The 23,668-nt window shown below is 66.3% G+C and carries 17 protein-coding genes; 8 read left to right on the top strand and 9 right to left on the bottom strand.

Annotation, left to right across the window (positions count from 1 at the left end; all coding sequences use genetic code 11):
- Nucleotides 1-27: 27 nt before the first annotated feature.
- Nucleotides 28-1,119 carry a carbohydrate kinase family protein gene (locus QRN53_RS17005; RefSeq protein ID WP_285244986.1) on the bottom strand — a complete coding sequence of 364 codons (1,092 nt, stop codon included), beginning with the start codon at nt 1,117-1,119 and terminating at the stop codon, nt 28-30.
- Nucleotides 1,120-1,210: 91 nt separating this feature from the next.
- Between QRN53_RS17005 and QRN53_RS17000 the strand changes: the two genes are divergently transcribed.
- From QRN53_RS17000 to QRN53_RS16985, 4 genes are all read left to right on the top strand, one after another.
- The gene (locus QRN53_RS17000; RefSeq protein ID WP_285244985.1) at nt 1,211-2,665 is read left to right on the top strand and encodes a family 4 glycosyl hydrolase; all 1,455 of its coding nucleotides are present in this window, start codon (nt 1,211-1,213) and stop codon (nt 2,663-2,665) included.
- 64 nt (nt 2,666-2,729) lie between these two features.
- Nucleotides 2,730-3,995, top strand: coding sequence for a D-inositol-3-phosphate glycosyltransferase (mshA, locus tag QRN53_RS16995; RefSeq protein ID WP_285244984.1), 1,266 nt, complete (start codon nt 2,730-2,732; stop codon nt 3,993-3,995).
- A 120-nt stretch (nt 3,996-4,115) separates the two neighbouring features.
- The gene (locus QRN53_RS16990) at nt 4,116-5,792 is read left to right on the top strand and encodes a formate--tetrahydrofolate ligase (RefSeq protein ID WP_285245005.1); all 1,677 of its coding nucleotides are present in this window, start codon (nt 4,116-4,118) and stop codon (nt 5,790-5,792) included.
- Between the two features lie 226 nt (nt 5,793-6,018).
- Nucleotides 6,019-6,978 (top strand): PDDEXK family nuclease, encoded by a 960-nt coding sequence (locus QRN53_RS16985; protein WP_285244983.1) that lies wholly within the window; start codon nt 6,019-6,021, stop codon nt 6,976-6,978.
- A 202-nt stretch (nt 6,979-7,180) separates the two neighbouring features.
- On the opposite strand, the gene QRN53_RS16980 is transcribed toward QRN53_RS16985, so the two are convergent.
- The 8 genes from QRN53_RS16980 to glmS all read right to left on the bottom strand — a co-directional run bounded on the left by QRN53_RS16980 (nt 7,181) and on the right by glmS (nt 20,120).
- Nucleotides 7,181-8,266, bottom strand: a complete 1,086-nt coding sequence (locus tag QRN53_RS16980) for an inositol-3-phosphate synthase (RefSeq protein ID WP_285244982.1) — start codon at nt 8,264-8,266, stop codon at nt 7,181-7,183.
- Nucleotides 8,267-8,430: 164 nt separating this feature from the next.
- Nucleotides 8,431-9,471, bottom strand: coding sequence for an L-glyceraldehyde 3-phosphate reductase (mgrA, locus tag QRN53_RS16975; RefSeq protein ID WP_285244981.1), 1,041 nt, complete (start codon nt 9,469-9,471; stop codon nt 8,431-8,433).
- 101 nt (nt 9,472-9,572) lie between these two features.
- Complete coding sequence (gene treZ, locus QRN53_RS16970; protein ID WP_285244980.1) at nt 9,573-11,342, bottom strand: malto-oligosyltrehalose trehalohydrolase; 1,770 nt, start codon at nt 11,340-11,342, stop codon at nt 9,573-9,575.
- Nucleotides 11,339-13,666, bottom strand: coding sequence for a malto-oligosyltrehalose synthase (treY, locus tag QRN53_RS16965; RefSeq protein WP_285244979.1), 2,328 nt, complete (start codon nt 13,664-13,666; stop codon nt 11,339-11,341). Before treY ends, treZ begins: the two co-directional genes overlap by 4 nt.
- Nucleotides 13,663-15,960, bottom strand: a complete 2,298-nt coding sequence (gene glgX, locus QRN53_RS16960; protein WP_285244978.1) for a glycogen debranching protein GlgX — start codon at nt 15,958-15,960, stop codon at nt 13,663-13,665. The genes treY and glgX overlap by 4 nt, the downstream gene beginning before the upstream one ends.
- Nucleotides 15,961-16,022: 62 nt before the next feature.
- Entirely contained in the window at nt 16,023-17,624 is a 1,602-nt protein-coding gene (locus QRN53_RS16955) for an NAD(P)H-hydrate epimerase (protein WP_285244977.1), read from the bottom strand.
- Between the two features lie 15 nt (nt 17,625-17,639).
- Nucleotides 17,640-17,987 (bottom strand): holo-ACP synthase, encoded by a 348-nt coding sequence (locus tag QRN53_RS16950; RefSeq protein ID WP_013601780.1) that lies wholly within the window; start codon nt 17,985-17,987, stop codon nt 17,640-17,642.
- A 240-nt stretch (nt 17,988-18,227) separates the two neighbouring features.
- Complete coding sequence (gene glmS, locus QRN53_RS16945) at nt 18,228-20,120, bottom strand: glutamine--fructose-6-phosphate transaminase (isomerizing) (protein ID WP_285244976.1); 1,893 nt, start codon at nt 20,118-20,120, stop codon at nt 18,228-18,230.
- A 117-nt stretch (nt 20,121-20,237) separates the two neighbouring features.
- Between glmS and coaA the strand changes: the two genes are divergently transcribed.
- The 4 genes from coaA to QRN53_RS16925 all read left to right on the top strand — a co-directional run bounded on the left by coaA (nt 20,238) and on the right by QRN53_RS16925 (nt 23,611).
- Complete coding sequence (coaA, locus tag QRN53_RS16940; protein ID WP_285245004.1) at nt 20,238-21,233, top strand: type I pantothenate kinase; 996 nt, start codon at nt 20,238-20,240, stop codon at nt 21,231-21,233.
- A gap of 5 nt (nt 21,234-21,238) precedes the next feature.
- Nucleotides 21,239-22,099 carry a M15 family metallopeptidase gene (locus tag QRN53_RS16935; protein ID WP_285244975.1) on the top strand — a complete coding sequence of 287 codons (861 nt, stop codon included), beginning with the start codon at nt 21,239-21,241 and terminating at the stop codon, nt 22,097-22,099.
- A gap of 93 nt (nt 22,100-22,192) precedes the next feature.
- Complete coding sequence (gene mscL / locus QRN53_RS16930; protein ID WP_285244974.1) at nt 22,193-22,597, top strand: large conductance mechanosensitive channel protein MscL; 405 nt, start codon at nt 22,193-22,195, stop codon at nt 22,595-22,597.
- A gap of 351 nt (nt 22,598-22,948) precedes the next feature.
- Entirely contained in the window at nt 22,949-23,611 is a 663-nt protein-coding gene (locus QRN53_RS16925; RefSeq protein ID WP_285244973.1) for a methyltransferase family protein, read from the top strand.
- Nucleotides 23,612-23,668: the final 57 nt, after the last annotated feature.

Here is a 23,668-nt window from a genome sequence, read left to right as displayed (position 1 = left end):
CGAATAATCGGCTGCAGCCTGGGCGCCTCAGGCGTCCGACAGATGCGCGATAGTGGCGGCCGCCCTGCGCTGGGCAGCGAGCGGAACATCCTGGACGATCTCCGCGAGGAAGCCGAACCGCCGAAGCCACTGGCTTGTCTGCCGTTCGGGGCGGGCGTTGGCGCGTTTCCACCAGTCGGCGATGTCCCCCCAGCCCGGGGCCGCCAGCGAACCGCCCACCTCCTGGACCGCCAGTGAGGCACACAGGTTGGCAAACCGCAGCCGGTCCCCCAGCGGCCAGCCGGCCAGGGTACCCACGATGAACGCTGCGTCGAAGCAGTCGCCGGCCCCGGTGGGATCATGTGCCTTGACCGGAAGGGAGGGCACCCATTCCTCCTCTCCGGTGAGAGAATCCACCGCCATCGCGCCCTGGGCCCCGAGCGTCACCACGGCGACCGGAACCCGGTCTGCCAGCGCGTAGAGGGCACTCCAGGGGTTGTCCTTCCCGGTGAGCGCCATGGCCTCGCGCTGGTTGGGCAGGAACGCGTGGAAGTACTGCAGGTTCTCGAGCCGCACCGGCGCCCACTCCCCGCTGGGATCCCAGCCCACGTCACCGAACAGCTTTATTCCGGCCGCATGGGCTGCCTCGGCCCATGGTTCAACTTCCACGCCCAGCTCCGCGATGCCGGCGAGCGCCCGGGGAGGGTCTCCGATCAGCTCGGAGTTGGTCACCGGCGCGGAATGCCCATGCGTGACCATTGAGCGGTCCTGGTCCACGCACAGGGATACCGTCACCGGGGAATGCCAGCCGGGGACGCGGCGGGAGAGGCTGAGGTCCACATGTTCCTGGCTGGACAGGATCTTCCAGTTGAAATCGCCGTACCCGTCATCGCCGAATGCTGCCGCCAACCCGGTGCGGAGGCCCAGCCTGGCGGCGGCGATGGCCTGGTTCGCCACCCCGCCGGGACAGCTGCCCATGCCGTCGCTCCAGACTTCCGTGCCGGGCTGCGGCCCGTGTGGCAGGCCGGTGAAGATGATGTCCTGGAAGACGGTTCCGGCCAGCAAAAGATCGAATCCCGGCTCGACGGGTGAACGGACTGCGGCCAGGGGGTCGAACGGGCGTGCGGGAATCGCGTCCATGTTCGGCACAATACGCCGTGGCGCCATGCTGCGGTAGGGGCGCAAGGACGGTGTGGACAAGCTGTCCGGCCCGGGTCCTAGACTGCATGGTATGCGGCTTCTGATTGCGGGCGGCGGGGGTTTTCGCGTGCCCTTGATATACCGGGCACTGACCTCCGGCCGCTTCTCCGGGCTGGTCACCGAGGTGGTGTTGTACGACGTCGACCCTGCCCGGCTCAAGGCCATCACCACGGTCCTGGGCAGTATGCCCGGCGGACACGGTGCCCGGCTTCCCGTTCACTCCACCACCGATCTTGCCGGCGCCCTGGCCGGCACCGCCATGGTGTTCGCCGCGATCCGGCCGGGCGGAACGGCGGGCCGGATCGCCGACGAAAAAGTACCCCAGCGCCTCGGGCTGCTGGGCCAGGAGACCACGGGCGCCGGCGGGATTTCCTATGCCCTGCGGACCATCCCGCCCATGCTGGACCTGGCCCGGCTGATGCGCGAACACTGCCCCGACGCGTGGCTGATTAATTTCACCAATCCGGCAGGGATGGTCACGGAGGCGCTGCTCCCGGTGCTGGGGCAGCGTGTCATCGGAATTTGCGATTCAGCCGGCGGCCTGGTGCAGCGGGCAGCAGCAGCGGCAGGGGTTTCCTTGCCGGCGGGAAGGCTCGACGGCGTGGGCTACTTCGGGTTGAACCACCTGGGCTGGCTGTACCGGCTGGAGTCCGGCGGCCGGGATGTGCTGCCCGCCCTGCTGGCCAACGCCGCTGCCCTGCAGTCGTTCGAAGAGGGCAGGCTGTTCCCGCAGCCTTTCCTGGCCGGCCTGGGGCTGCTGCCGAACGAGTACCTGTATTACTACTACCGGCACGACGCCGCCCGGCAGGCAATGCTGGCCATGGAACAGACCCGGGGTGAGGCCATCCACGGCCAGCAGCAGGACCTGTATCCCCGGCTGGCAGCGGCCGGCCCGGACGCCTACCGGCTGTGGGAGGAAGCGCGCCGGTCCCGTGAAGAGGGGTACCTGGCCGAAGCCCGGGGTGCCGGCGAGCGCCGGAACGAGGAAGACCTTGCCGGCGGCGGCTACGAGCGTGTTGCCCTGGCAGCCATGCGCGCCCTCGCCGGCGGCGGGGACACCCAGCTGATCCTCAACACCCGCAACGCCCTCCCGCCGGCCGGGCAATCCGCCGATGCGTCCCCGGAACGGCACGCTCCCTTGCCGGCCCCGGCTGTCCCCGGCATTGCCCAACCGGCCATCCCCGGCCTGCCCTTGGACGCCGTCGTCGAGGTTCCCTGCACCGTCACCCCCGCCGGCGCCCTCCCGATGCCCCAGCAAGCGCCCGCCGGACCGCAACTTGAACTCCTCCGGCAGGTCAAGGACGTGGAGCGGCTCACCGTCCAGGCCGCAGCCGAGGGCAACCGGGACGCCGCCCTGCAGGCCTTCGCCGGGCACCCGCTTGTGGCTTCCACGGAGCTGGCCGCCAGTCTGCTGGCCGGCTACGAGCAGGCGTTTCCGGCGCTGGGGAAGATCTGGGCGGGCAGTGGGCGTTGGGTGAAGGAGTAATGTTTTATCGGATGTGCACTCGACCGGCTCCGCTGACGCGCGCCGGTGGCCGGAAGGAGGTCCCGTGGCACTGATCCGCAGGGTCGCTTTGCTCTCCCTCCACACCTCGCCCATGGAACAGCCGGGCTCAGGTGACGCCGGCGGGATGAACGTCTACATCCGTGAACTGGCCTCGGCACTGGCAGAAGCGGGTGTTGAGGTGGAGATCTTCACGCGCGCCACCTCCGCCGACCAGCCCGCCGTCGAACATCCGGATCCGGGCGTGTGCGTCCACAATGTCATGGCAGGGCCGCCCACCAAGGTCGCCAAAGAGGAGCTTCCCGGGCTGCTGCACGCCATGGTGGCGGAAATCGAACAGATCCGCCGCCGCCAGCCGCATGGCCGGTACGACGTCATCCATTCGCACTACTGGGTGTCCGGGGTCGCCGGGCTGGAGCTGTCACGGCTCTGGGACGTTCCGCTGGTGCACACCATGCACACCATGGCCAAGGTGAAGAACCTGCTGCTGGAGTCCGGCGAACAGCCCGAACCCCGCCGGCGCGAACTCGGTGAGCACCGCATCGTGGAGGGCGCGGCCAGGCTCATCGCCAACACCAGTTCCGAGGCCGCCGAACTCGTGTCCCACTACGGTGCTTCCTATGACCAGATCGACATCGCGCCGCCCGGGGTGGACCTGAGCACCTTCACCCCGGCGTTCCGGGCACGGTCCAGGGCGCAGCACGGCGTCAGCCCCGACACCTTCCATTTGGTGTTCGCCGGCCGGATCCAACGGCTCAAAGGTCCGCAGGTCCTGGTCAAGGCCGCGGCGCTGCTGCGGAAACGCCGCCCGGACATCGACCTTCGGGTCACCATCCTGGGTGCCTTGAGCGGCAACAAGGAATTCAACCTGCGGTGCCTGGTTGCGGAGGCGGGAATGGACGACGTCGTCACCCAGCTTCCGCCGGTGAAGGCACCTGAGCTCGCATCCTGGTTCCGCGCGGCGGACGTGGTGGTGATGCCTTCCTTCAGTGAATCCTTTGGGCTGGTGGCGCTTGAGGCCCAGGCCTGCGGCACGCCCGTGGTCGCCACCCGGGTGGGCGGACTGTCGCGGGCCATCTTCCACGGCCGGACCGGGCTGCTGGTGGACGGGCACCACGCGGCGGACTGGGCGGATGCACTCGAAGCCCTGTACGACGACCCCGCGACCCGCGAAGACCTTGGCCGGGCAGCCGCCATCCGTGCCCAGAGCTCCGGCTGGCAGCGCACAGCGGCCATCACGCTCGAAAGCTACCACGCCGCCGTCGACCATTACTCCGGGCACCGCCTCGCCCCCGCCGTGCCCGCCTCCTGACCACCTTCCGTTCCTGCGTCGACAGCCGCTTCCGCTGACGGCTGTTCCCCCGGAGCCGGCCCGGGTGCTGTTAGCTTAGGGGCAGGTGTCCGGCGCCGGCCGGTACAGGAAAGGACTATGATGTCTGGTCTCCCTTCGGATCTTGAGATTGCCCGCGCTGCCCGGATCCGGCCCATCGGGGAGATCGCTGCTGCGGCCGGGATCAACGCCGACGCCCTGGAACTGTACGGGCGCTACAAGGCGAAGATTGATCCGGCCCGGCTTGCGGCGCCAGAACCGCACGGCAAAGTGGTGCTGGTGTCCGCCATGTCCCCCACCCCAGCCGGCGAGGGGAAGTCCACCACCACCGTGGGGCTGGCGGACTCCCTGGCACGCGCCGGGCACAAGGTGATGATTGCCCTGCGGGAGCCTTCGCTGGGTCCCGTCCTGGGCATGAAGGGCGGCGCCACGGGCGGCGGGCTGTCCCAGGTGTTGCCCATGGACGAGATCAACCTGCACTTCACCGGCGACTTCCATGCCATCACCTCGGCCAACAACGCACTCATGGCGTTGGTGGATAACCACATCTACCAGGGCAACGCCTTGAACATCGATCCGCGCCGGATGACCTTCAAGCGCGTCCTGGACATGAACGACCGCGCCCTGCGGGAAGTGGTGATTGGCTTAGGCGGCCCCTCGCAGGGCGTCCCGCGCCAGGACGGGTTCGATATCACGGTGGCGTCCGAGGTCATGGCCGTTTTTTGCCTGGCCAAGGACCTGACGGATTTGCGGACGCGGCTGGGCCGGATCACGTTCGGCTACACCTACGACCGGGCCCCGGTGACGGTGGCGGACCTGGGCGTGGAGGGTGCCTTGACGCTGCTTTTGAAGGAGGCGGTCAAGCCCAACCTGGTGCAGACCATCGCGGGGACTCCTGCGCTGGTGCACGGCGGCCCGTTCGCCAATATCGCGCACGGCTGCAATTCGCTCATCGCCACCCAGACCGCCCGGCGGCTGGCGGACCTCGTGGTGACGGAAGCCGGTTTCGGTGCCGACCTGGGGGCCGAGAAGTTCATGGACATCAAGGCCAGGTACGGCGGCCTGGCGCCCTCCGCCGTCGTGGTGGTGGCTACGGTCCGGGCCCTCAAGATGCAAGGTGGCGTGGCCAAGGACTCGTTGACCCGCCCGGACCTGGCCGCGCTTGAGGCCGGCGCGGCGAACCTGCGCCGGCATGTCCGCAACGTGGAGAAGTTCGGGGTCACCCCGGTGGTGGCCATCAACAAGTTCTCGTCCGATTCGCAGGAGGAACTGGATTGGCTGCTGGCCTGGTGCGCCGCGGAGGGTGTGCGTGCCGCTGTTGCCGACGTCTGGGGCCGGGGCGGCGGAGGCGACGGCGGCGACGAGCTCGCGGCGCTGGTGGCGCAGGCGGTGGACGCTCCCGGCAGCTTCCGGCACTTGTACCCGCTGGACCTGCCGGTGGAGGACAAGATCCGAACCATTGCCCAGGAGATCTATGGGGCGGACGGGGTGGACTTCTCCGTGCCGGCGTTGAAACGCCTGGCCGATATCGAACGGAACGGGTGGAGTTCGCTGCCCGTGTGCATGGCCAAGACGCAGTACTCCTTCACCGATGACGCCTCCCGGCTGGGCGCCCCCAAGGGCTTCACCGTCCACGTCCGCGACCTGCTGCCCAAGACCGGGGCGGGCTTCATCGTTGCGCTGACTGGTGCCGTGATGACCATGCCTGGCCTCCCCGCTGTGCCGGCAGCCCTCCGGATGGACGTGGACGACGACGGCAACCCCGTAGGCCTCACCTAAACGGACCCCAACGCGCCATCACCTTCCGCCGTCTTCCCCCCCAACGCCCCACCACCACCCGCCGCCTTCCCCCCCCAACGCCCCACCACCTTCCGCTGCCATCCCCCCAACGCCCCACCACCACCCGCCGCCATCCCCCCAACGCCCCACCACCACCCGCCGATTTCCAACAGTGACCTGTGGATAACTTCTGCGGAGTTAACGCCGGCTAAGCCAGAATGCCAGCATGCATAGTCGTACTGGACTGCCCACTCACCTGGCAGGTGCCCCGTTCACATTCACTTCCGCGATGGCTGCAGGCTTGACTCCAAGCAGGTTGCGAAGGAACGACGTAGTCCATGTGAGTAGAGGGTTGTACCGCCCGTCGGCGTGGAGATTCGAGTTGGAGGACGCTGCACGAGCCCTGTCCGAAGTTTCGCCGGGAGCTTGGATTTCGCACGTCACAGCCGCGCGTCTGCATTGCCAACTGCTGCCGCCATGGCTGTCCGACTCAACGGAATTGCATTTGAGTAAACCGAAACAGTTACCTCAAGTCCGCCGCAGGGGTGTGATTCCACACAACGTCATCGCATCGGAGGACGAGATTGAGATTGTGGAGGGCATCCGAATGAGTACTCGTTCGCGGACATGGCTCGACTTGGCCCGCCGGCTGTCGCTGGCCGACTTGGTCTGCCTCGGAGATCAGATCATTCGCATCCCTCGGGCCCATTTCGAGGACAGATCTGAGCCTTACGACACCTTGGAGGGGCTCCGCACCTTGGTGGAACGCCACCCCAATCTTCAAGGCATCGTCCGCGCCCGGGAGGCACTGGAGCTGATGCGGGTGGGTGCTGATTCCGCACCCGAATCCCTACTGCGGCTAGCCATGTTGGACGCGAACCTGCCGGAGCCCGACCTGCAACTCGCACTTCGGCCGGGTGATCCAGCCTCTCCAACCGCCGACCTTGGTTACCGTTACCGCCAGCTGGCAATGCAGTACGACGGCGGGCATCACCTTCTCGAAGCCCAGCAGTTCAGCGACCGGCGGCGGGACAAAGCGTTCGAAGCAGCTGGGTGGACAGTCATTGTCTTCGGTAAAGCCGACGTCCGCGACGGCTTTGAACGAGCGACGGGAATCATCAAACGGCACCTCCGCACGGCCCGCCGGGACCACCCTTACGCAGCAGGCTTTGTCAGTAACGGGTGACTCACCAGATGGGGCGTCCAGGGAAAAACCGCAGGAAAAGATGGCGCGTCCAGGGAAAGGCCGCAGGAAAAGATGGCGCGTCCAGGGGAAAACCGTGGGAAGTGGTGGGGCGCCGGTGGGGAACCTGCAGGAAGTGATGGCGCGTGTTAAACGGGAACGCTCCCCCACCCGGGAAGGGTGAGGGAGCGTCCGGGAAAGCAGCTTAGCGTTCGAGGTCGCCGCGGATGAAGGCTTCGACCTTTTCGCGGGCGAGGTCGTCGTTGAACTGCTCCGGCGGGGACTTCATGAAGTAGCTGGACGCCGAGGTCAGCGGGCCGCCGATGCCGCGGTCCAGGCCGATCTTCGCCGCACGGATGGCGTCGATGATCACGCCGGCCGAGTTCGGCGAGTCCCAGACCTCGAGCTTGTACTCGAGGGACACCGGGGCGTTACCGAAGTTGCGGCCCTCCAGGCGCACGAAGGCCCACTTGCGGTCATCAAGCCACTGCACGTAGTCGGACGGGCCGATGTGCACGTCCTTCGCCGCCAGTTCCGCCTCGACGTTGGAGGTCACGGCTTGGGTCTTGGAGATCTTCTTCGACTCCAGCCGGTCCCGCTCCAGCATGTTCTTGAAGTCCATGTTGCCGCCGACGTTCAGCTGGTACGTGCGGTCCAGGGTGACGCCCCGGTCCTCGAACAGCTTGGCCATGACGCGGTGCGTGATGGTGGCACCAATCTGGCTTTTGATGTCGTCACCCACGATCGGCACGCCCGCAGCGGTGAACTTGTCAGCCCAGGCCTTGGTCCCGGCGATGAAGACCGGCAGCGCATTGACGAATGCCACGCCGGCGTCGATCGCGGCCTGGGCGTAGAACTCCGCAGCCTGCTGCGAGCCCACGGGCAGGTAGCAGACCAGGACATCGACCTTGGCGTCCTTGAGCGCCTGGACAACGTCCACGGGCTCTTCGGTGGATTCCTCGATGGTCTCAAGGTAGTACTTGCCGAGCCCGTCCAGGGTGTGGCCGCGCTGGACCGTCACGCCAGTGGGCGGGACGTCAGCGATCTTGATGGTGTTGTTCTCGCTGGCCAGGATGGCGTCGGCAAGGTCAACGCCGACCTTCTTGCCGTCAACGTCAAACGCGGCAACGAACTCAACGTCACCCACGTGGTACTGGCCAAACTCAACGTGCATCAGGCCCGGAATGGTCTCCGCGGGGTCGGCATCCTTGTAGTACTGGACGCCCTGCACCAGCGAAGCGGCGCAGTTACCCACGCCAACGATTGCAACACGGATCGGATGTGAAGACACAAAACTCCTTTGGGAACAAACGTCAACCGGCCGGGTATGGCTCCGCAGGAAGTCCGACGGCGGCCGGCTGGCACGGCGCCGCACGGCGCCTTTACATTCTACCCAACACGGCGGGAGCGGCGGTTGTTCCGCCGGTCCCGCCGTGTAACGAAAAAAAAGACCGGTCAGGCGTTCTGCTTCCAGAGGTTGATGTCCGATTCCACCGCAAATTCATCGATGGCATTCAGTTCGTCAGCGGAGAAGCTGAGGTTGTTGATGGCGGACAGGCTGTCCTCCAACTGCCGAACACTCGAGGCACCGATCAGGGCGGACGTGACGGGCGAGCCTTTCGGCTGGTCCCGCAGGATCCACGCGATGGCCATTTGGGCCAGTGACTGCCCGCGGCCCTCGGCAATGCGGCGAAGCCCACGGACCCGGTCCAGCTTCTCCTCCGTAATGGAGTCTTCGGAAAGGAACCTGGCCTTGGCGGCACGGGAATCCTCCGGGATGCCGTGGAGGTAGCGGTCGGTAAGCATGCCTTGCGCCAGCGGCGAGAAGGCGATGGAGCCGGCTCCCACCTGGTCCAGCGCCTCGTACAGGTTGGGCGATCCGTTCTCGGTCCAGCGGTTGAGCATCGAGTAGCTGGGCTGGTGGATCAGCAGCGGCGTACCGAGTTCCTTGAGGATGCGGGCGGCTTCAAGGGTCTGCTCGGGAGTGTACGAGGAGATGCCCGCATAGAGTGCCTTGCCGGACCGGACAGCGTAGTCCAGGGCACCCATGGTTTCTTCCATCGGCGTCTCGGGATCGGGCCGGTGGCTGTAGAAGATGTCCACGTACTCCAGCCCCATGCGCTGCAGCGACTGGTCGAGGCTGGAAATCAGGTACTTGCGGGAGCCCCACTCACCGTAGGGGCCGGGCCACATGTAGTAGCCGGCCTTGGTGGAGATGACCAATTCATCCCGGTAGGGCTTGAAGTCGTCCTTGAGGTGGCGGCCAAAGTTGGTCTCAGCGGAGCCGTCCGGGGGACCGTAGTTGTTGGCAAGGTCGAAGTGGTTCACGCCGAGGTCGAACGCCCGTCGGAGGATATCGCGCTGCTCCTCGAACCGCTTGTCGTCCCCGAAGTTGTGCCACAGGCCCAGGGAGATGGCCGGGAGCTTGAGGCCGCTTCGGCCGACTCGGCGATAGGGCATGGATTCGTAGCGGTTCTCCGCTGCAGAATAAGTCATACGTTCCATCCTGCCACCTGTGAGCTGTGCCACCCAGGAGATGTTAGCGCTCAGCAGAAAAAGTTGCGCCGCGGGCCAGGCCCGCGGCGCAACTTCCAGGTTCAGGACTTAAGGATCGCGGCACTCCACGGCGCGAGGTCAAGCGAACCGTCGTCGAACCCGGTCCCTTCGTCGGTCGCGAGGAGGACCGTGCCCGAGGCGTCGAGCCGGACCTTGGCGTCCGAGGAGGCGTTGACCAGAACCTCGACGGCCCCGCGCCGGAACCGCAACCAGCCGGCGTCGTCGTCGAACCAAACCTCTGTCTCACCAAAACCGAGGGCAGCCAGTTCCGGATACCCGCGGCGCAGCGCCGTCAGCGACCGGTACAGCTCAAGGAGCCGCGCGTGATCGCCGGTGGAGGCCTCGGCCCAGTCCAGCTTGGAGCGCCGGAAGGTTTCCGGGTCCTGGGGATCGGGTACGACGGCGGGATCCCACCCCATGCGTTCGAATTCCCTGATGCGCCCTTCCGCGGTGGCCTTTCCGAGCTCCGGTTCGGGGTGCGACGTGAAGAACTGCCACGGCGTGGAGGCCCCGTATTCCTCGCCCATGAACAGCATGGGCGTGAACGGCGAGGTCAGGGTCAGCACCGCGGCCACGGCCAGTTGCCCGTAGGACAGGGACTGCGAGAGCCTGTCCCCCGTGGCCCGGTTGCCAATCTGGTCGTGGTTCTGGTTGCAGACCACCAGTGCCGCGGGGTGCACCAAGGAGGCGTTGATGGGCCGCCCGTGGTGCCGGCCGCGGAAGCTGGAGTAGCTGCCGTCGTGCAGGAACCCGTCTTTCAACACCTTGGCCAGGACGGCCAGGGATTCGAAGTCGGAGTAGTAGCCCGTGGTTTCGCCGCTCACGGTGACGTGCACCGCGTGGTGGAAGTCGTCGCTCCACTGCCCCGCCAAGCCGTCCCCGTTGGCATCGCGCGGATAGATCAGGCGCGGATTGTTAAGGTCCGATTCCGCGACGAGGGTCTTGGGCAGCCCGGTTGCGGCTGACACGGCGTCGCCCAAAGCCCCGAGTTCCTCCAGGATGTGGACCGCGCGCTCATCCCGCAGCGCGTGGACGGCGTCGAGGCGCAAGCCGTCCACGTGGTAGTCCCGCAGCCACAGGGCCGCGTTGTCCAGGATGTACTCGCGCACTACGTCCGAGCCCGGCCCGTCCAGGTTCACGGAGTCGCCCCAGGTGTTGGCGTCCCCCTGCTTGAGGTACGGGCCAAACTTGGGCAGGTAGTTGCCGCTGGGTCCCAGGTGGTTATAGACCACGTCCTGGATGACGCCGAGACCGGCGGCATGGGCGGCGTCCACGAACCGCTGGTACGCGGCCGGGCCGCCGTAGCCCTCGTGCACTGCGTACCACTGGACGCCGTCGTAGCCCCAGTTATGGGTTCCGTTGAAGCCGTTGACCGGCAGCAGTTCCACGAAGTCGATGCCCAGGTCCGCCAGGTAGCCCAGTTTCTCCACGGCCGAGTCCAGGGTTCCTTCGGGTGTGAAGGTGCCCACGTGGAGTTCGTAGATCACCGACCCCTGCAGGTCCTTCCCGCGCCAGTCCGTGTCGTGCCACGCGAAGGAGGCAGGATCGTAGGTGCGGGACAGGTTGTGCACGCCGTCGGGGAGGCGGCGGGACCGGGGGTCCGGGATGGGGTGGGTGTCACCGTCCAGCAGGTAGCCGTAGTCCACGTCGTTGCCGCCGGGAGCATCAGGCGCGGTCCACCATCCCTCTGATCCGGGAGCAGTTTCCTTCTTCTGCATGGGGTACTGCCGGCCGTCGGCCAGCAGCACCACCGATGCAGCTTCCGGCGCCCACACATCGAAGCGCTCGGAGCCAACGTTGACCACGGTCATGCTTTTTCTCCATCCACAGGGACCAGCAAGGCCACGGGGTAGGTACCCAGCACCTCCGCGACCGAAACCCGGCCCGGCCCGAAGCTGGCGCCGGTCAGTTCGTCATGCATGGCAGTGGAAAGGTCGACGGCGGTGTCCCGCCATCCGCCCGCGGCTTCCAGTCCGGCGGGGAGCCGGGTTGCCAGGGTCAGCGCGCCGGACGATGCCGAGGTGCCACGGGAAAACGCGAGCAGGTGCCCTGCCGCGGCACCGTTGGCCGCCACCGGGGTGTAGCCCTCGAACAGCTCTGGCCGGTCCCGGCGCAGGCGCAATGCCCGCGAGGTGACCAGGAGCTTGCTGGCTTCTGTGCCCGCGGCCGGCAACGTGCCGGCGTCGAGCTTTGCCAGCTCTGTTTCGCGTGCGGCGAAGTCCACGGGCCGGCGGTTGTCCGGGTCGGTAAGTGACCGTTCCCAGAACTCGCTGCCCTGGTAGACGTCCGGCACGCCCGGCATGGTCAGCTGGACCAACTTTGCCGAGACCGAGTTGGCGGCGGAGAGGGCATCGATGCGGGCCACGAAGTCCTCAACCACCTTGGCGACCTTGGCGTCGTCGAACACTGCGTCAACGGCAGCCTTGACCTTGGCTTCGAAGTCCTCGTTGGGATCGGTCCACTTGGTGGAGTTGCCGGCCTCGCGCGCCGCCTTCTCCGCATAGCCCTGCAGCCGTTCCCGGCTGGCAGGCCACGCACCAACGATTGCCTGCCACAGCAGGTTTTCGTAGGGCCCGTCCGGAATCGGCGCCAGGCCCCGGAGCGTCTCCAAGGTTTGGGCCCACTCCCCCGGAAGTTCCGCGATGACCGAGATCCGGGCCCGGGCGTCCTCGCTGCGTTTGGTGTCGTGGGTGGACAGGGTGGTCATGGACAGCGGCAGGTCCTGCTGGCGCCGCTGCATGCGCCGGTGGAATTCTTCGGGCGCCACGGCGAACTCGGTGGGTTCGGCGCCCACCTCGGTCAGGGTGCCCAGGCGCGTGTAGCGGTAGAACGCGGTGTCTTCCACGCCCTTGGCCATGACCATGCCGGAGGTCTGCTGGAACCGGATGGCGATGGGGTTGGCAGGGTCCAGCAGGAGCGGCAGGAGGGTTCCCACCGCTACTTCAAGGTCGGGCCGGTGGGCGGCGGCGGACTCGCACGCTTCCTTGAGGACGTCGGCGCCCACCGGCAGGTAGGACCGGTAGACCGGGAAGGAGGCAATGATCTCCGCGATGGCGTCGGCTGCCTGGTCCACAGTGATCCCGTGGGATTCCGGGACAAGCCGTGCCAGCCGCAGCACCTCGGAACGCAGGATGCCGTCGGCGATCATGCGTTTGGTCCCGCGGATCATCTCCGCGTAGTCGGCCGGCTCAGGGGTACCCCGCAGCGAAGCATCCAGGGCGTCCAGGGCCTGCTGCCCGGCAGGGTCAACAAACACCCGGTCCACGTCAGCCAGTGCGTCGTAGCCGGTGGTGCCCTCACAGGCAAAGTCCTGGGGCAGCACTTCGCCCGGCTCCAGGATCTTTTCCACCAGGACGTAAGCGCCGCCGCTCAGGTCCTTGAGCCAGCGGAGGTAGCCGGACGGATCTGCCAGGCCGTCCGGGTGGTCCACGCGCAGGCCGTCCACCAGTCCTTCGGTGAACCAGCGGCCCACCTCTGCATGTGCCTTTTCGAACACGGCGGGTTCTTCCACCCGGATACCGGCCAGGGTGGTCACCGCGAAGAAGCGGCGGTAGTTGAGCTCGGCATCGGCGCGGCGCCAGTCCATCAGCTGGTAGTGCTGGCGCGAATGCACGTCCTGCGCGGAGTCACCCTCGCTGTACGTGCCTTCGGCCAGCGGGAACCGGTGGTCGTAGTAACGCAGTTCGCCGTCTTTGACCTCCAGCTTGTCCAGGTCGGCGTCTGAGCCCAGCATGGGCAGCCGGACCTTGCCGCCGCCCAGGTCCCAGTCGACGTCGAACGCTTCGGCGTACGGGGACTCGCGGCCTTCCTTCAGCAGCGACCACCACCACGGGTTCTGCGGCGGGGAGGCCACGCCCACGTGGTTGGGCACGATGTCCACCAGGACGCCCATGCCGTGCTCGCGGGCTGCCTTGGACAGGGCCAGGAGGCCCTCGGGGCCGCCCCGGTCCGGGTCCACGGCGGAGGGGTCGGTCACGTCATAGCCGTGGTCCGAGCCCTGCTCCGCCGTGAGGATGGGAGACAGGTACACCCAGTCGACACCAAGGTCCTTCAGGTAGGGGACCTTCTCTGCGGCGTCGAAGAGGGTGAAGCTGCTCCGGATTTGGAGCCGGTAAGTGGAAGTTGGCGTCCTCATTTGTCGGTTGCCTTTGTGGCACCCGTTTCGGTTGCCTTGTCGTCGGCTGCGTTGGTGGCTTCGGTTGCCCGCGCCTCGCTGGCTTCCGCGGCCTTGGTCTGGGCTTCCACCATCTCTTCCTGTGCTTCCTCGTGCTCAGCCATGGAGGCCAAGGACGCCGCTGCAGAGGTGTCCACCTCGGCTTCGGGGCCGGAGTAGGCGCGCAGCACCACCATGGACTTCGCGTCCAGTTTCAGGGTGGCGCCTGCCTTCAGCGGCTCATAGGCGTCGGCCTGTGCCGCCGTGTCGATCAGGACTTCCCAGTACTGGGAGTACTCGTCTGACGGGATGCAGAAGTCCACGACGTCGTCGTGGGCGTTGAACGCCATGATGAAGCTGTCGTCGGTGATGCGCCGGCCACGTGAATCCTGCTCCTGGATGCCGTCGCCGTTATAGAACACGCCGATGGTCCGGCCGAACCCGCTGCCCCAGTCCTCGGGCCGCATCTCGGTGCCGTCCGTCTTGAGCCAGACGATGTCCGGGAGCTTTTCGCCCTCGCCACGTACCACCGGACGGCCGTCGAAGAAGCGGCTGCGGCGGAACGTGGGGTGGTCGTGCCGGAGCTTGTTGACGAACGCGGTGAACTCAACCAGCGGCTGGTCCATCGCTTCCCAGTGGATCCAGCTGAGCTCGGAGTCCTGGCAGTAGGTGTTGTTGTTGCCCTGCTGCGTGCGGCCCAGCTCATCACCGTGCAGCAGCATGGGGACGCCCTGGGAGAGCATCAGGGTGGCGATGAAGTTCCGCTGCTGGCGCGCCCGCAGGGTCAGGACCTTGTCATCGTCCGTGTCGCCTTCAACGCCGCAGTTCCAAGACCGGTTGTGCGATTCGCCGTCGTTGTTGCCTTCGCCGTTGGCCTCGTTGTGCTTCTCGTTGTAGGACACCAGGTCCCGCATGGTGAAGCCGTCGTGGGCGGTGACAAAGTTGATGGAGGCCACCGGGCGGCGGGCGGAGCTCTCGTAAAGGTCCGCGGAGCCGGTCAGCCGGGATGCGAATTCGCCCAGGGTGGCCGGTTCGCCGCGCCAGAAGTCGCGGACGGTGTCGCGGTATTTGCCGTTCCATTCTGTCCATTGCGGCGGGAAGTTGCCCACTTGGTAGCCACCGGGACCAACGTCCCACGGCTCGGCGATGAGCTTGACCTGGGACACGATCGGGTCCTGCTGGATCAGTTCGAAGAAGGTGGAGAGCTTGTCGACGTCGTAGAACTCGCGGGCCAGGGTGGAGGCGAGGTCGAACCGGAAGCCGTCCACGTGCATTTCGGTGACCCAGTAGCGCAGGGAGTCCATGAGCAGCTGCAGGGAGTGCGGGTGCCGGACGTTGAGCGAGTTACCGGTGCCCGTGTAGTCCATGTAGTGCTTGAGGTCGTTGTCCACCAGGCGGTAGTAGGCCTGGTTGTCGATGCCCTTGAAGGACAGCGTGGGGCCGAGGTGGTTTCCTTCGGCGGTGTGGTTGTAGACAACGTCGAGAATCACTTCGATGCCGGCGCGGTGCAGGTCGCGGACCATGGCCTTGAATTCCTGGACCTGGTGCCCGACGTCGCCGGTGGAGCTGTAGGTGTTCTGCGGCGCGAAGAAGCCGATGGTGTTGTAGCCCCAGTAGTTGTTGAGCCCCTTCTCTTCAAGGGTGCCGTCATTGACGAACTGGTGGACGGGCATGAGCTCGATGGCGGTGATGCCAAGCTTCTTCATGTGCTCGATCACGGCCGGGTGCGCCACGCCGGCGTAGGTGCCGCGCTGCTCCTCGGGGATCTCCGGGTGGAGCTCGGTGAGGCCCTTGACGTGGGCTTCGTAGATGACGGACTGGTGGTACGGGATCCGCAGCTGGCGGTCGCCGTCCCATTCGAAGAAGGGGTTGATGACAACGCCGTGCATGGTGTGCGGGGCGGAATCGGCGTCGTTGCGGGAATCCGGGTCGCCGAATTCGTAGGAGAACAGTGCCGGGTCCCAGTCGATCTGGCCCTGAATGGCCTTGGCGTACGGGTCCATCAACAGCTTGTTGGCATTGAAGCGGTTTCCGCTGGCGGGGTCGTAGGGACCGTGTACCCGGTAGCCGTACTTCTGGCCGGGCTGGATGTGGGGCAGGTAGCAGTGCCACACGTAGCCGTCCACCTCGGTCAGTTCGATCCGGGTCTCGGTCAGGTCATCGGCCAGGAGGCAGAGTTCGACCCGCTCGGCCCGTTCGCTGAACAGGGCGAAATTGGTGCCGGTGCCGTCAAAGGTAGCTCCCAGCGGGTAGGCAGTTCCAGGCCAGACTTCCATCGTGCTCCTCATTTGTTGGTCAGCAGCAGAGGGCAACGGAACGCCCCTGCTGCCGGTGCGAACTATTGCCTACCGTAGTGGTTGGCTGTGACTATTACGTTTCCGGGCCCAGAGTTACTAAGCATGCTGACTTTACCCCAACTTTCGGGTATGGCATCCGCAATGCTGCCTGCCGTGATGGGTCCGCCGGCCGCGGCCTCCGACGCCGCCGTACCGGCGCGCCCGTGCAGCGCGGCTCCGAGCGCGGCCAGGGCGGCCCAGCGGCCGTCGTCGTCAATGCCCAGCTGCCGGAAAGGTTCGACGGCGGCCCCGGCCTGGGCCAGCAGCGCGCCAATGACGCCGGCCAGGACGTCCCCGCTCCCGGCCGTGGCCAGCCAGGGGGTGCCGTCCGCCTGGCTGAAGGTCTCCCCGGATGGGGCTGCCACCAGCGTGGTGGCCCCCTTGAGCAGGACGGTGGCACCGGTACGGTCCGCAGCGTGTCGGACAGCAGCGAGGGTGCCCGCTTCCACGGACTCCCGGTCCTCCACGCCGCCGAGGCGCTGGAACAGCGACGCGAGCTCCCCGGCATGCGGGGTCAGCACCACGTGCGGTGCGAGAGCGTCCGGAAGAGCCGGCAACGCGCCGGCGTCGGCAACTACCGACAGCCCGGAGGTGAAAGCATCGCGGGCGCGGGCCAATTGTTCGTGGTCCTGCGGGCCCATGCCGGAGCCCACCAGCCAGGCCTGCACGCGGTTTTCCGCGACGCTGCCCGTGCTGCAGACGACCTCGGGGCACGATTGGCGGACGAGGTCAGCCACCGACGGCGGGCCGAGGTACCGGACCATGCCGGCGCCTGCGGCCAGTGCGCCGCGGCACGCGAGGACGGCTGCGCCCGGGTAGTCTTCGGAGCCTGCCACCACCCCGAGAACGCCCCGCGAATACTTTTGGGCACGCCTGGCGGGGTGCGGCAGCAAGCGGGCCATCTCGGCAGCTTCAAGCCTGCGCAAGGAGGGCTTCGGGAAATAGTCTTCAATCCCGATTGGCACCACCACCACGCGGCCGGCATAGTCGGCCCCGGGATCGGCCAGCAGCCCGTCCTTCGCTCCCCCGAACGTGACCGTCACGTCCGCCATCAGCACCTCGCCTGCGGTCTCTCCGGTGTCCGCGTCGACACCGCTGGGGAGGTCGCATGCCACCACCAGGCCGTGGGCGCCGTGGGCCTCCCGGGCGCGTGCGAGGGCACGTACAAAGTCTCCGGCCAGTTCCCGCAGGCCGCCCTTGGCCCCGGTTCCCAGCACGGCGTCTATGACGACGTCGGCCCGGGCGGCTTCGGCCGCAAGTCCGGGAAGGGACGCTTGGGTGAGCCGGTGCACCCGCCCGCCGGCGCGCTCGAACGCCTCCAGGCCTGCCGGATGGGCCGCGTCCCCGGTGAGCACCGCCGTCGTACGCATCCCGCGGCGGGCGAGGAAGGCGCCGGCAAACAGGCCGTCGCCGCCGTTGTTGCCCTTGCCGGCCAGCACCACGACGCTGGCCCCGTACAGTCGCGTGCCGCGTCCCCGGAGTTCATGGACGACGGCGGTGGCCAGGCTGTGCGCGGCGCGTTGCATGAGTTCGTCCCCGCGCCCTGCGGCCAGGAGGGGTTGCTCGGCTGCCCGGACCTGCGTTCCGGTGTAGGCGGTGATCATGCGGCGGCCGCCGGGTCAGCCTTCGGCCAGGACCGTTGCGGTGGCGATGCCGCCGTCGTGGCTGATGGACAGGTGCCAGCGCTTAACGCCTTTGGCCTCGGCAACCGCCAGGACAGTGCCCTTGACCTGGACTGTGGGTCCGTTGTGGTCCAGGCCGATCCAGCAGTCCTGCCAGTTCATCCCTGCGGGAGCCCCGAGGACCTTGGCCACTGCTTCCTTTGCGGCGAATCTTGCAGCCAGGGACCTGGTGTTCAGCTCCCGCTCCGCAGGGACGAACAGCCGGTCCCTCAGTCCAGGCGTGCGCTCCAGTTGGCGGCCGAACCGCTCGATGTCTACTACGTCTACCCCGATGCCAACGATCATGGGTGCCATTCTACGGTGGCGGTGGCGGCCGGAAGCCGGGCGCACGCCGGTCATTGGGGCTGTCCGCCATCAGCGGAAAAGCGTGACTTTTAGGCTGGTTGCGCCGAGCGCACCCTGGCACCAAAGGGTTTCAGTGGCCGGTGCGGGCCAAAAGTCACGCAAACCCGCTCGACCCCGGGCGTTAACGCAGAAGCCCCAGGCCGTACGGCCCGGGGCTTCAGCTGTCCTGCAGTGTGCCGGTTATTCGACGGTAACGCTCTTGGCCAGGTTGCGGGGCTGGTCCACGTCGTAGCCCTTGGCGGCTGCCAGTTCCGCGGCGAAGATCTGCAGCGGAACGGTGGTCAGCAGGGGCATGAGCAGGGTGGGCGTTTCGGGGACATAGAAGACGTACTCGGCGTAGGCCTTGACGGCTTCGTCGCCTTCCTCGGCGATGACCAGGGTGCGGGCGCCGCGGGCACGGACTTCCTGGATGTTGGAGACCACCTTGGCGTGCAGCGAGTCACGTCCGCGCGGGGACGGGACCACCACGAACACCGGCTGGCCTTCGTCGATCAGGGCGATGGGGCCGTGCTTGAGCTCGCCGGCGGCAAAGCCCTCGGCATGGATGTAGGCGATCTCCTTGAGCTTCAACGCGCCTTCCAGGGCCACGGGGTAGCCCACGTGGCGGCCCAGGAAGAGCACCGACTTCTCGGTGGCCATGCTGCGGGCCAGCTCGCGGAGCGGCCCGGCGTTGTCGAGGATGGTCTGGATCTTCGCAGGAATCTTGTTCAGGTCCGCCAGGACGTCTTTGATTTGGCCGGAGAAGATGTTGCCGCGCAGCTGCGCCAGGTACAGACCCAGCAGGTAGGCCGCGGTGATCTGCGCAAGGAACGCCTTGGTGGAGGCCACCGCGATCTCCGGGCCGGCGTGCGTGTACAGGACCGCGTCGGACTCACGCGGGATGGTGGAGCCGTTGGTGTTGCAGATGGAGATGGTCTTGGCGCCCTGTTCACGGGCGTAGCGCACCGCCATCAGGGTGTCCATGGTCTCGCCGGACTGGCTGATGGACACCACCAGGGTGTTCTCGTCCAGGATCGGGTCGCGATAGCGGAATTCGTGTGCCAGCTCCACTTCCGTGGGGATTCGGCACCAGTTTTCGATGGCGTACTTGGCCACCATGCCGGCGTACGCGGCGGTGCCGCAGGCCAGCACGATGATCTTGTTGACCTGCTTCAGCAGCTGGGGATCGATCCGCAGCTCGTCCAGGGTCAGTTTGCCCTTGATGTCCGAGCGGCCCAGCAGTGTCTGCGCCACGGCGTCCGGCTGGTCATGGATTTCCTTCTCCATGAACGAGGAGAAGCCGCCCTTTTCGGCCGAGGCCGGGTCCCAGTCCACGTGGTATTCCTTGCCCTGGGCAGGGTTCCCGTAGAAGTCCGTGATTTCTACCGTGTCTGCGGTGATGGTGACGATCTGGTCCTGGCCCAGCTCCACCGCCCGGCGGGTGTAATCGATGAACCCGGACACGTCCGAGCCCAGGAAGTTCTCGCCATCGCCCAGGCCCACCACCAGCGGTGAGTTGCGGCGGGCGGCCACGACGACGTCGGGCTGGTCCGCGTGGACGGCCAGCAGGGTGAAGGCGCCCTCGAGGCGCTGGCAGGCCAGCTCCATGGCATGGGTCAGCCCGCCGTTCGCCGGGTCGCCGCCCAGCTTGTTGCGCAGGATGTCGGCCAGCAGGGCGGCAGCAACTTCGGTGTCCGTTTCGGAGAGGAAGGTGACGCCCTTTTCAAGCAACTCGAGCTTGAGCTCGGCGAAGTTTTCAATAATGCCGTTGTGGATCACAGCGAGCTTGCCGCCGTCGGCCAGGTGCGGGTGCGCGTTGCGGTCCGTCGGGCCGCCGTGCGTGGCCCAGCGGGTGTGTCCGATGCCGGTCACTGCTTCAGGCAGCGGCCGGGCCTCCAGCTCACCGATCAGATTGCTCAGCTTCCCGGACTTTTTCCGCGACTCGATGGCGCCCTGGGACACCACTGCCACACCGGCAGAGTCATAACCGCGGTACTCCAGGCGGCGCAGCCCCTCAAGGACAACGTCCAGGGCACTGTGACCGTCAATTGCACCGTCAACCGGACGGCCTACGTATCCCACGATTCCACACATAGGCACAAGACTATCGGCAGGGCCCCTGTTGCTCTAAACCGGATGGCGCCCCCGCGCGGCTTCCGGCGGGGCCTCCATGACGGGCGCAGCCGCGCTGAGCAGGGGCGTCATTTCGCGATGGGCCGGGCGCGGGGCAGAATCTTTAGCGTGACTTCGCAACGCAATGAAGCGAACGGGGAGGGTGCCTCGCCGTTCGTGGAGCTGGACCGGCATACCTGGTCCCGGCTCGCAGCCCAGATGGAACAGCCCCTTAATGAAGAGGATGTGCTGCGCCTTCGCGGGCTTGGTGACCCCTTGGACATCAACGAGGTCCGGGACGTTTACCTTCCGCTCTCACGGCTCCTGCACCTTTACGTGGAGGCAGCCGGGCAGCTGCATGCCGCCACCACCACCTTCCTGGGTGAGCAGACCCAACGCACCCCGTTCGTGATCGGGGTGGCCGGTTCCGTGGCCGTCGGCAAGTCCACCATCGCCCGCGTGCTGCGCGAGATGCTGCGCCGCTGGCCGGGCACCCCCAACGTGGAACTGATCACCACCGACGGCTTCCTGTATCCCCTGGCTGAGCTCAAGCGCCGGCAACTGCTGGACCGGAAAGGGTTCCCCGAATCCTACGACCGCCGGGCGCTCCTGCGCTTCGTGAGCGAAATCAAGGGCGGCGCCGAGGAGGTGCGGGCCCCCTGGTACTCCCACGTCACCTACGACATCGTGCCGGAAAAGGAAGTCGTGGTGCGACGGCCGGATGTGCTGATCGTGGAGGGCCTGAACGTGCTGGCCCCTGCCCGGCCGCGGCAGGACGGACGCCAAGGGCTGGCGCTGAGCGACTTTTTCGATTTCTCCATCTATGTCGATGCCAAGACCTCCTACATCGAAGAGTGGTACGTGGACCGGTTCCGGAAACTGCGGAGCACGGCGTTCGCGCAGCCGGAGTCCTACTTCCACCGTTACGCCACACTCTCCGACGAGGAAGCCGAGAACACCGCGCGGGACATCTGGAAGCGGATCAATGAGCCCAACCTGGAGGAAAACGTCCTGCCCACCAGGGGCCGGGCACAGCTGGTGCTGACCAAAGAGGCAGACCATTCCATCCGCCGCATGCTCCTTCGGAAGGTATAGCACACGTGTGCTACCAATGTGGATCGGCCACCCGCCGCAGCTTTGCCCGCTTCCTCGCTGCGGGGGCCGGGCTGACGGTCCTGGCAGCCTGCTCGCCGAAGGCTACTCCGGCGGCGCCGTCGTCGTCCGCTGTTACCCCCGCCGCGTCACCCTCCCCCGTTGCCTCCACAGCATCGGCGGCGCCGACGGCGGACGCGGCCCCGGTGGGCCAGTCGCCGGAAACACAGTCCCCCACGCCGTCGCCGTCCGCTGCGTTGGCACGGCAGTTCTCGCTGGATAATCCGGCGAGCCAGTGGGTCATCGTCAATAAGCACCGGCCGCTGGCGCCCGCGGACTACGCGCCGGCCGATCTGGTGCGGCCCGCCGTCGCCATTTCCGCCTCGGGTGAAGCGGGCCTGCTGAACAGCACGACGGCGGCAGCGGCCGAGGCGATGTTCGCAGCCGCCGCGCGGGACGGCGTGGCAATGGTCCTGGCGAGCGGCTACCGCTCGTACAGCACGCAGGTGACCACCTACAACGGGTACGTCGCCGCGCGGGGGCAAGCCGACGCCGATACGGCCAGTGCGCGGCCCGGCCACTCGGAGCACCAGACGGGATGGGCCTTCGACATCGGGGACGGGGGCGGGGCCTGCAGCTTCCAGCCGTGCTTCGCGGACCAGCCGGCGGCCGTCTGGGCGAAAGCGAACGCCAACCGGTTCGGTTTTGTGGTGAGGTATCCCTGGATGCTGCACCCCATCACGGGCTACTACTACGAGCCGTGGCACCTCCGGTTCGTGGGGGTTGAAGCGGCCACGGACATGGCGAAACGCGGGATCGGAACGCTGGAGGAATACTTCGGCCTGGAGGCGGCGCCCGGCTATTCCTGAACGTCGGATGCCCGTCCCCCGGTTCCGGACACGTGGGAAGAATTTACCGGCGCGTCATTCACTGCCGTGGCCGTGTGGGCTAGCGTGAGTCCCATGCTGACAGGATTCAAGAATTTCATCATGAAAGGCAACGTCGTTGACCTTGCCGTCGCTGTTGTCATGGGTACTGCCTTCGGCGCGGTTGTCACTGCGCTCGTGAACAAGGTGCTCATGCCGTTTATCGCAGGGCTAGTGGGATCTCCGAACTTTGACAGCTTCGCCAAGGTGGACTTCAACGGCAACGCCATGGAATTCGGGGTGCTGCTGACCGCTATCGTCAACTTCCTGCTGATTGCCGCCGCCATCTATTTCGTGGTGGTTATGCCGATGAACCACATGATCGAGCGGCGCAACCGCCGGCTCGGCATCAACAAGGATGTCAAGGAAGAAGCTGCGGAAGACCCGCAGATCGCCCTGCTGACCGAAATCCGCGATTCCCTCCAGAGCCGGAACCCGTAACGCCCAAACGCCGCCTGAACATTTGTGGCCCGCTTCCCTGATGGGAGGCGGGCCACTTTTCGTTGCGGGCTCGTGCAGGTCAGTCGGCGACAAGTTCCAGTGCGAGCTCCGCCCGGACCACCTGTGCCCGGTGCTCGGCGACCCAATCTCTGTCGGCTGATCCACACGGAAGTTTCGCATATAAGGCCTAAGAGTGCTCCCGCGTCAAACTACGTTTCGTCCGTAAGCAAGTCTCGCGCTAATAATTTCCCTGAGGCCTATTAGGCTCATTGCACGGCAGCTCAACCGACGAAGCCGCGGAATAGTGACCGCGGAGCGTTGGCCCGGTGCAACTCTTTGGAAGGCATTTCGATGAATCTTCGCCAGCAGCTAAGCTCTATCGACGTTGAACGGGTGATTATGGTTCCGGTCATGACGCTGTTGTTGTTATGGTCGATCTCCGCCATAATTACGGGCGCGAATGGTGCTTCGGCTTCTGTCCTTGACACCGTGTTGCACCTTACCTACCAGGTGCTGCTAACCGTTTTTTATATCCTGCTGGTCTTTTTCCTTCTCACCAGGAAGCCTGCAAGTGCCCGGAGCGGACGGATTATGCCCACGGTCGCTGCCTATGTCGGGAGCTTCCTGTCTTTCCTGTTCGTATTCGCTGGTGACTCGGAAGTACCTCAGGGATTCGCTTCGTTTGCGGTGGGGCTCATGGTTCTGGGAATGGCCTTCACCGTTTGGTCCCTGGTCACGCTCGGTAGGAGCTTTGGCGTGGAGCCGCAGGTGCGAACGCTCGTACAGCACGGCCCCTATCGGCTGATCCGCAACCCACTTTATGTCGGAGAGATGGTGACTCTGATCGGCGCAGTGTGTTTCAGTCCTACGTTGTTGAAAACGGCGATCCTTTTGACACTTGCGGCAATTCAGGCCTACCGGGCGATACAGGAGGAACTGCTTCTGGAGGAGAACTTGCCCGAATATGCAGCATACAAGCTGCGAAGTAAGCGCTTCGTTCCCGGCCTCTTCTGACACATGCGGCTGGTCCCAGGGACCCCGCATTGTAGGTCCATCCAACCGAATGTGGCC

Origin of the sequence: Pseudarthrobacter sp. fls2-241-R2A-127, from assembly GCF_030209355.1 — a bacterium.
Lineage (GTDB): Bacteria > Actinomycetota > Actinomycetes > Actinomycetales > Micrococcaceae > Arthrobacter.
Note: the sequence above shows the minus strand (reverse complement) of the source record. Positions and strands in the feature narration are given on the sequence as shown.

Bases quoted from the DNA above. Each gene is read 5' to 3' on its own strand.
- mscL (WP_285244974.1), top strand. From the start codon at position 22,193: ATGCTGACAGGATTCAAGAATTTCATCATGAAAGGCAACGTCGTTGAC.
- glmS (WP_285244976.1), bottom strand. From the start codon at position 20,120: ATGTGTGGAATCGTGGGATACGTAGGCCGTCCGGTTGACGGTGCAATT.
- QRN53_RS17005 (WP_285244986.1), bottom strand. From the start codon at position 1,119: ATGGACGCGATTCCCGCACGCCCGTTCGACCCCCTGGCCGCAGTCCGT.
- treZ (WP_285244980.1), bottom strand. From the start codon at position 11,342: ATGACCGTGGTCAACGTTGGCTCCGAGCGCTTCGATGTGTGGGCGCCG.
- QRN53_RS16985 (WP_285244983.1), top strand. From the start codon at position 6,019: ATGCATAGTCGTACTGGACTGCCCACTCACCTGGCAGGTGCCCCGTTC.
- QRN53_RS16925 (WP_285244973.1), top strand. From the start codon at position 22,949: ATGAATCTTCGCCAGCAGCTAAGCTCTATCGACGTTGAACGGGTGATT.
- QRN53_RS16955 (WP_285244977.1), bottom strand. From the start codon at position 17,624: ATGATCACCGCCTACACCGGAACGCAGGTCCGGGCAGCCGAGCAACCC.
- coaA (WP_285245004.1), top strand. From the start codon at position 20,238: ATGGGCCGGGCGCGGGGCAGAATCTTTAGCGTGACTTCGCAACGCAAT.
- glgX (WP_285244978.1), bottom strand. From the start codon at position 15,960: ATGGAAGTCTGGCCTGGAACTGCCTACCCGCTGGGAGCTACCTTTGAC.
- QRN53_RS16990 (WP_285245005.1), top strand. From the start codon at position 4,116: ATGTCTGGTCTCCCTTCGGATCTTGAGATTGCCCGCGCTGCCCGGATC.
- mgrA (WP_285244981.1), bottom strand. From the start codon at position 9,471: ATGACTTATTCTGCAGCGGAGAACCGCTACGAATCCATGCCCTATCGC.
- QRN53_RS17000 (WP_285244985.1), top strand. From the start codon at position 1,211: ATGCGGCTTCTGATTGCGGGCGGCGGGGGTTTTCGCGTGCCCTTGATA.
- QRN53_RS16950 (WP_013601780.1), bottom strand. From the start codon at position 17,987: ATGATCGTTGGCATCGGGGTAGACGTAGTAGACATCGAGCGGTTCGGC.
- treY (WP_285244979.1), bottom strand. From the start codon at position 13,666: ATGAGGACGCCAACTTCCACTTACCGGCTCCAAATCCGGAGCAGCTTC.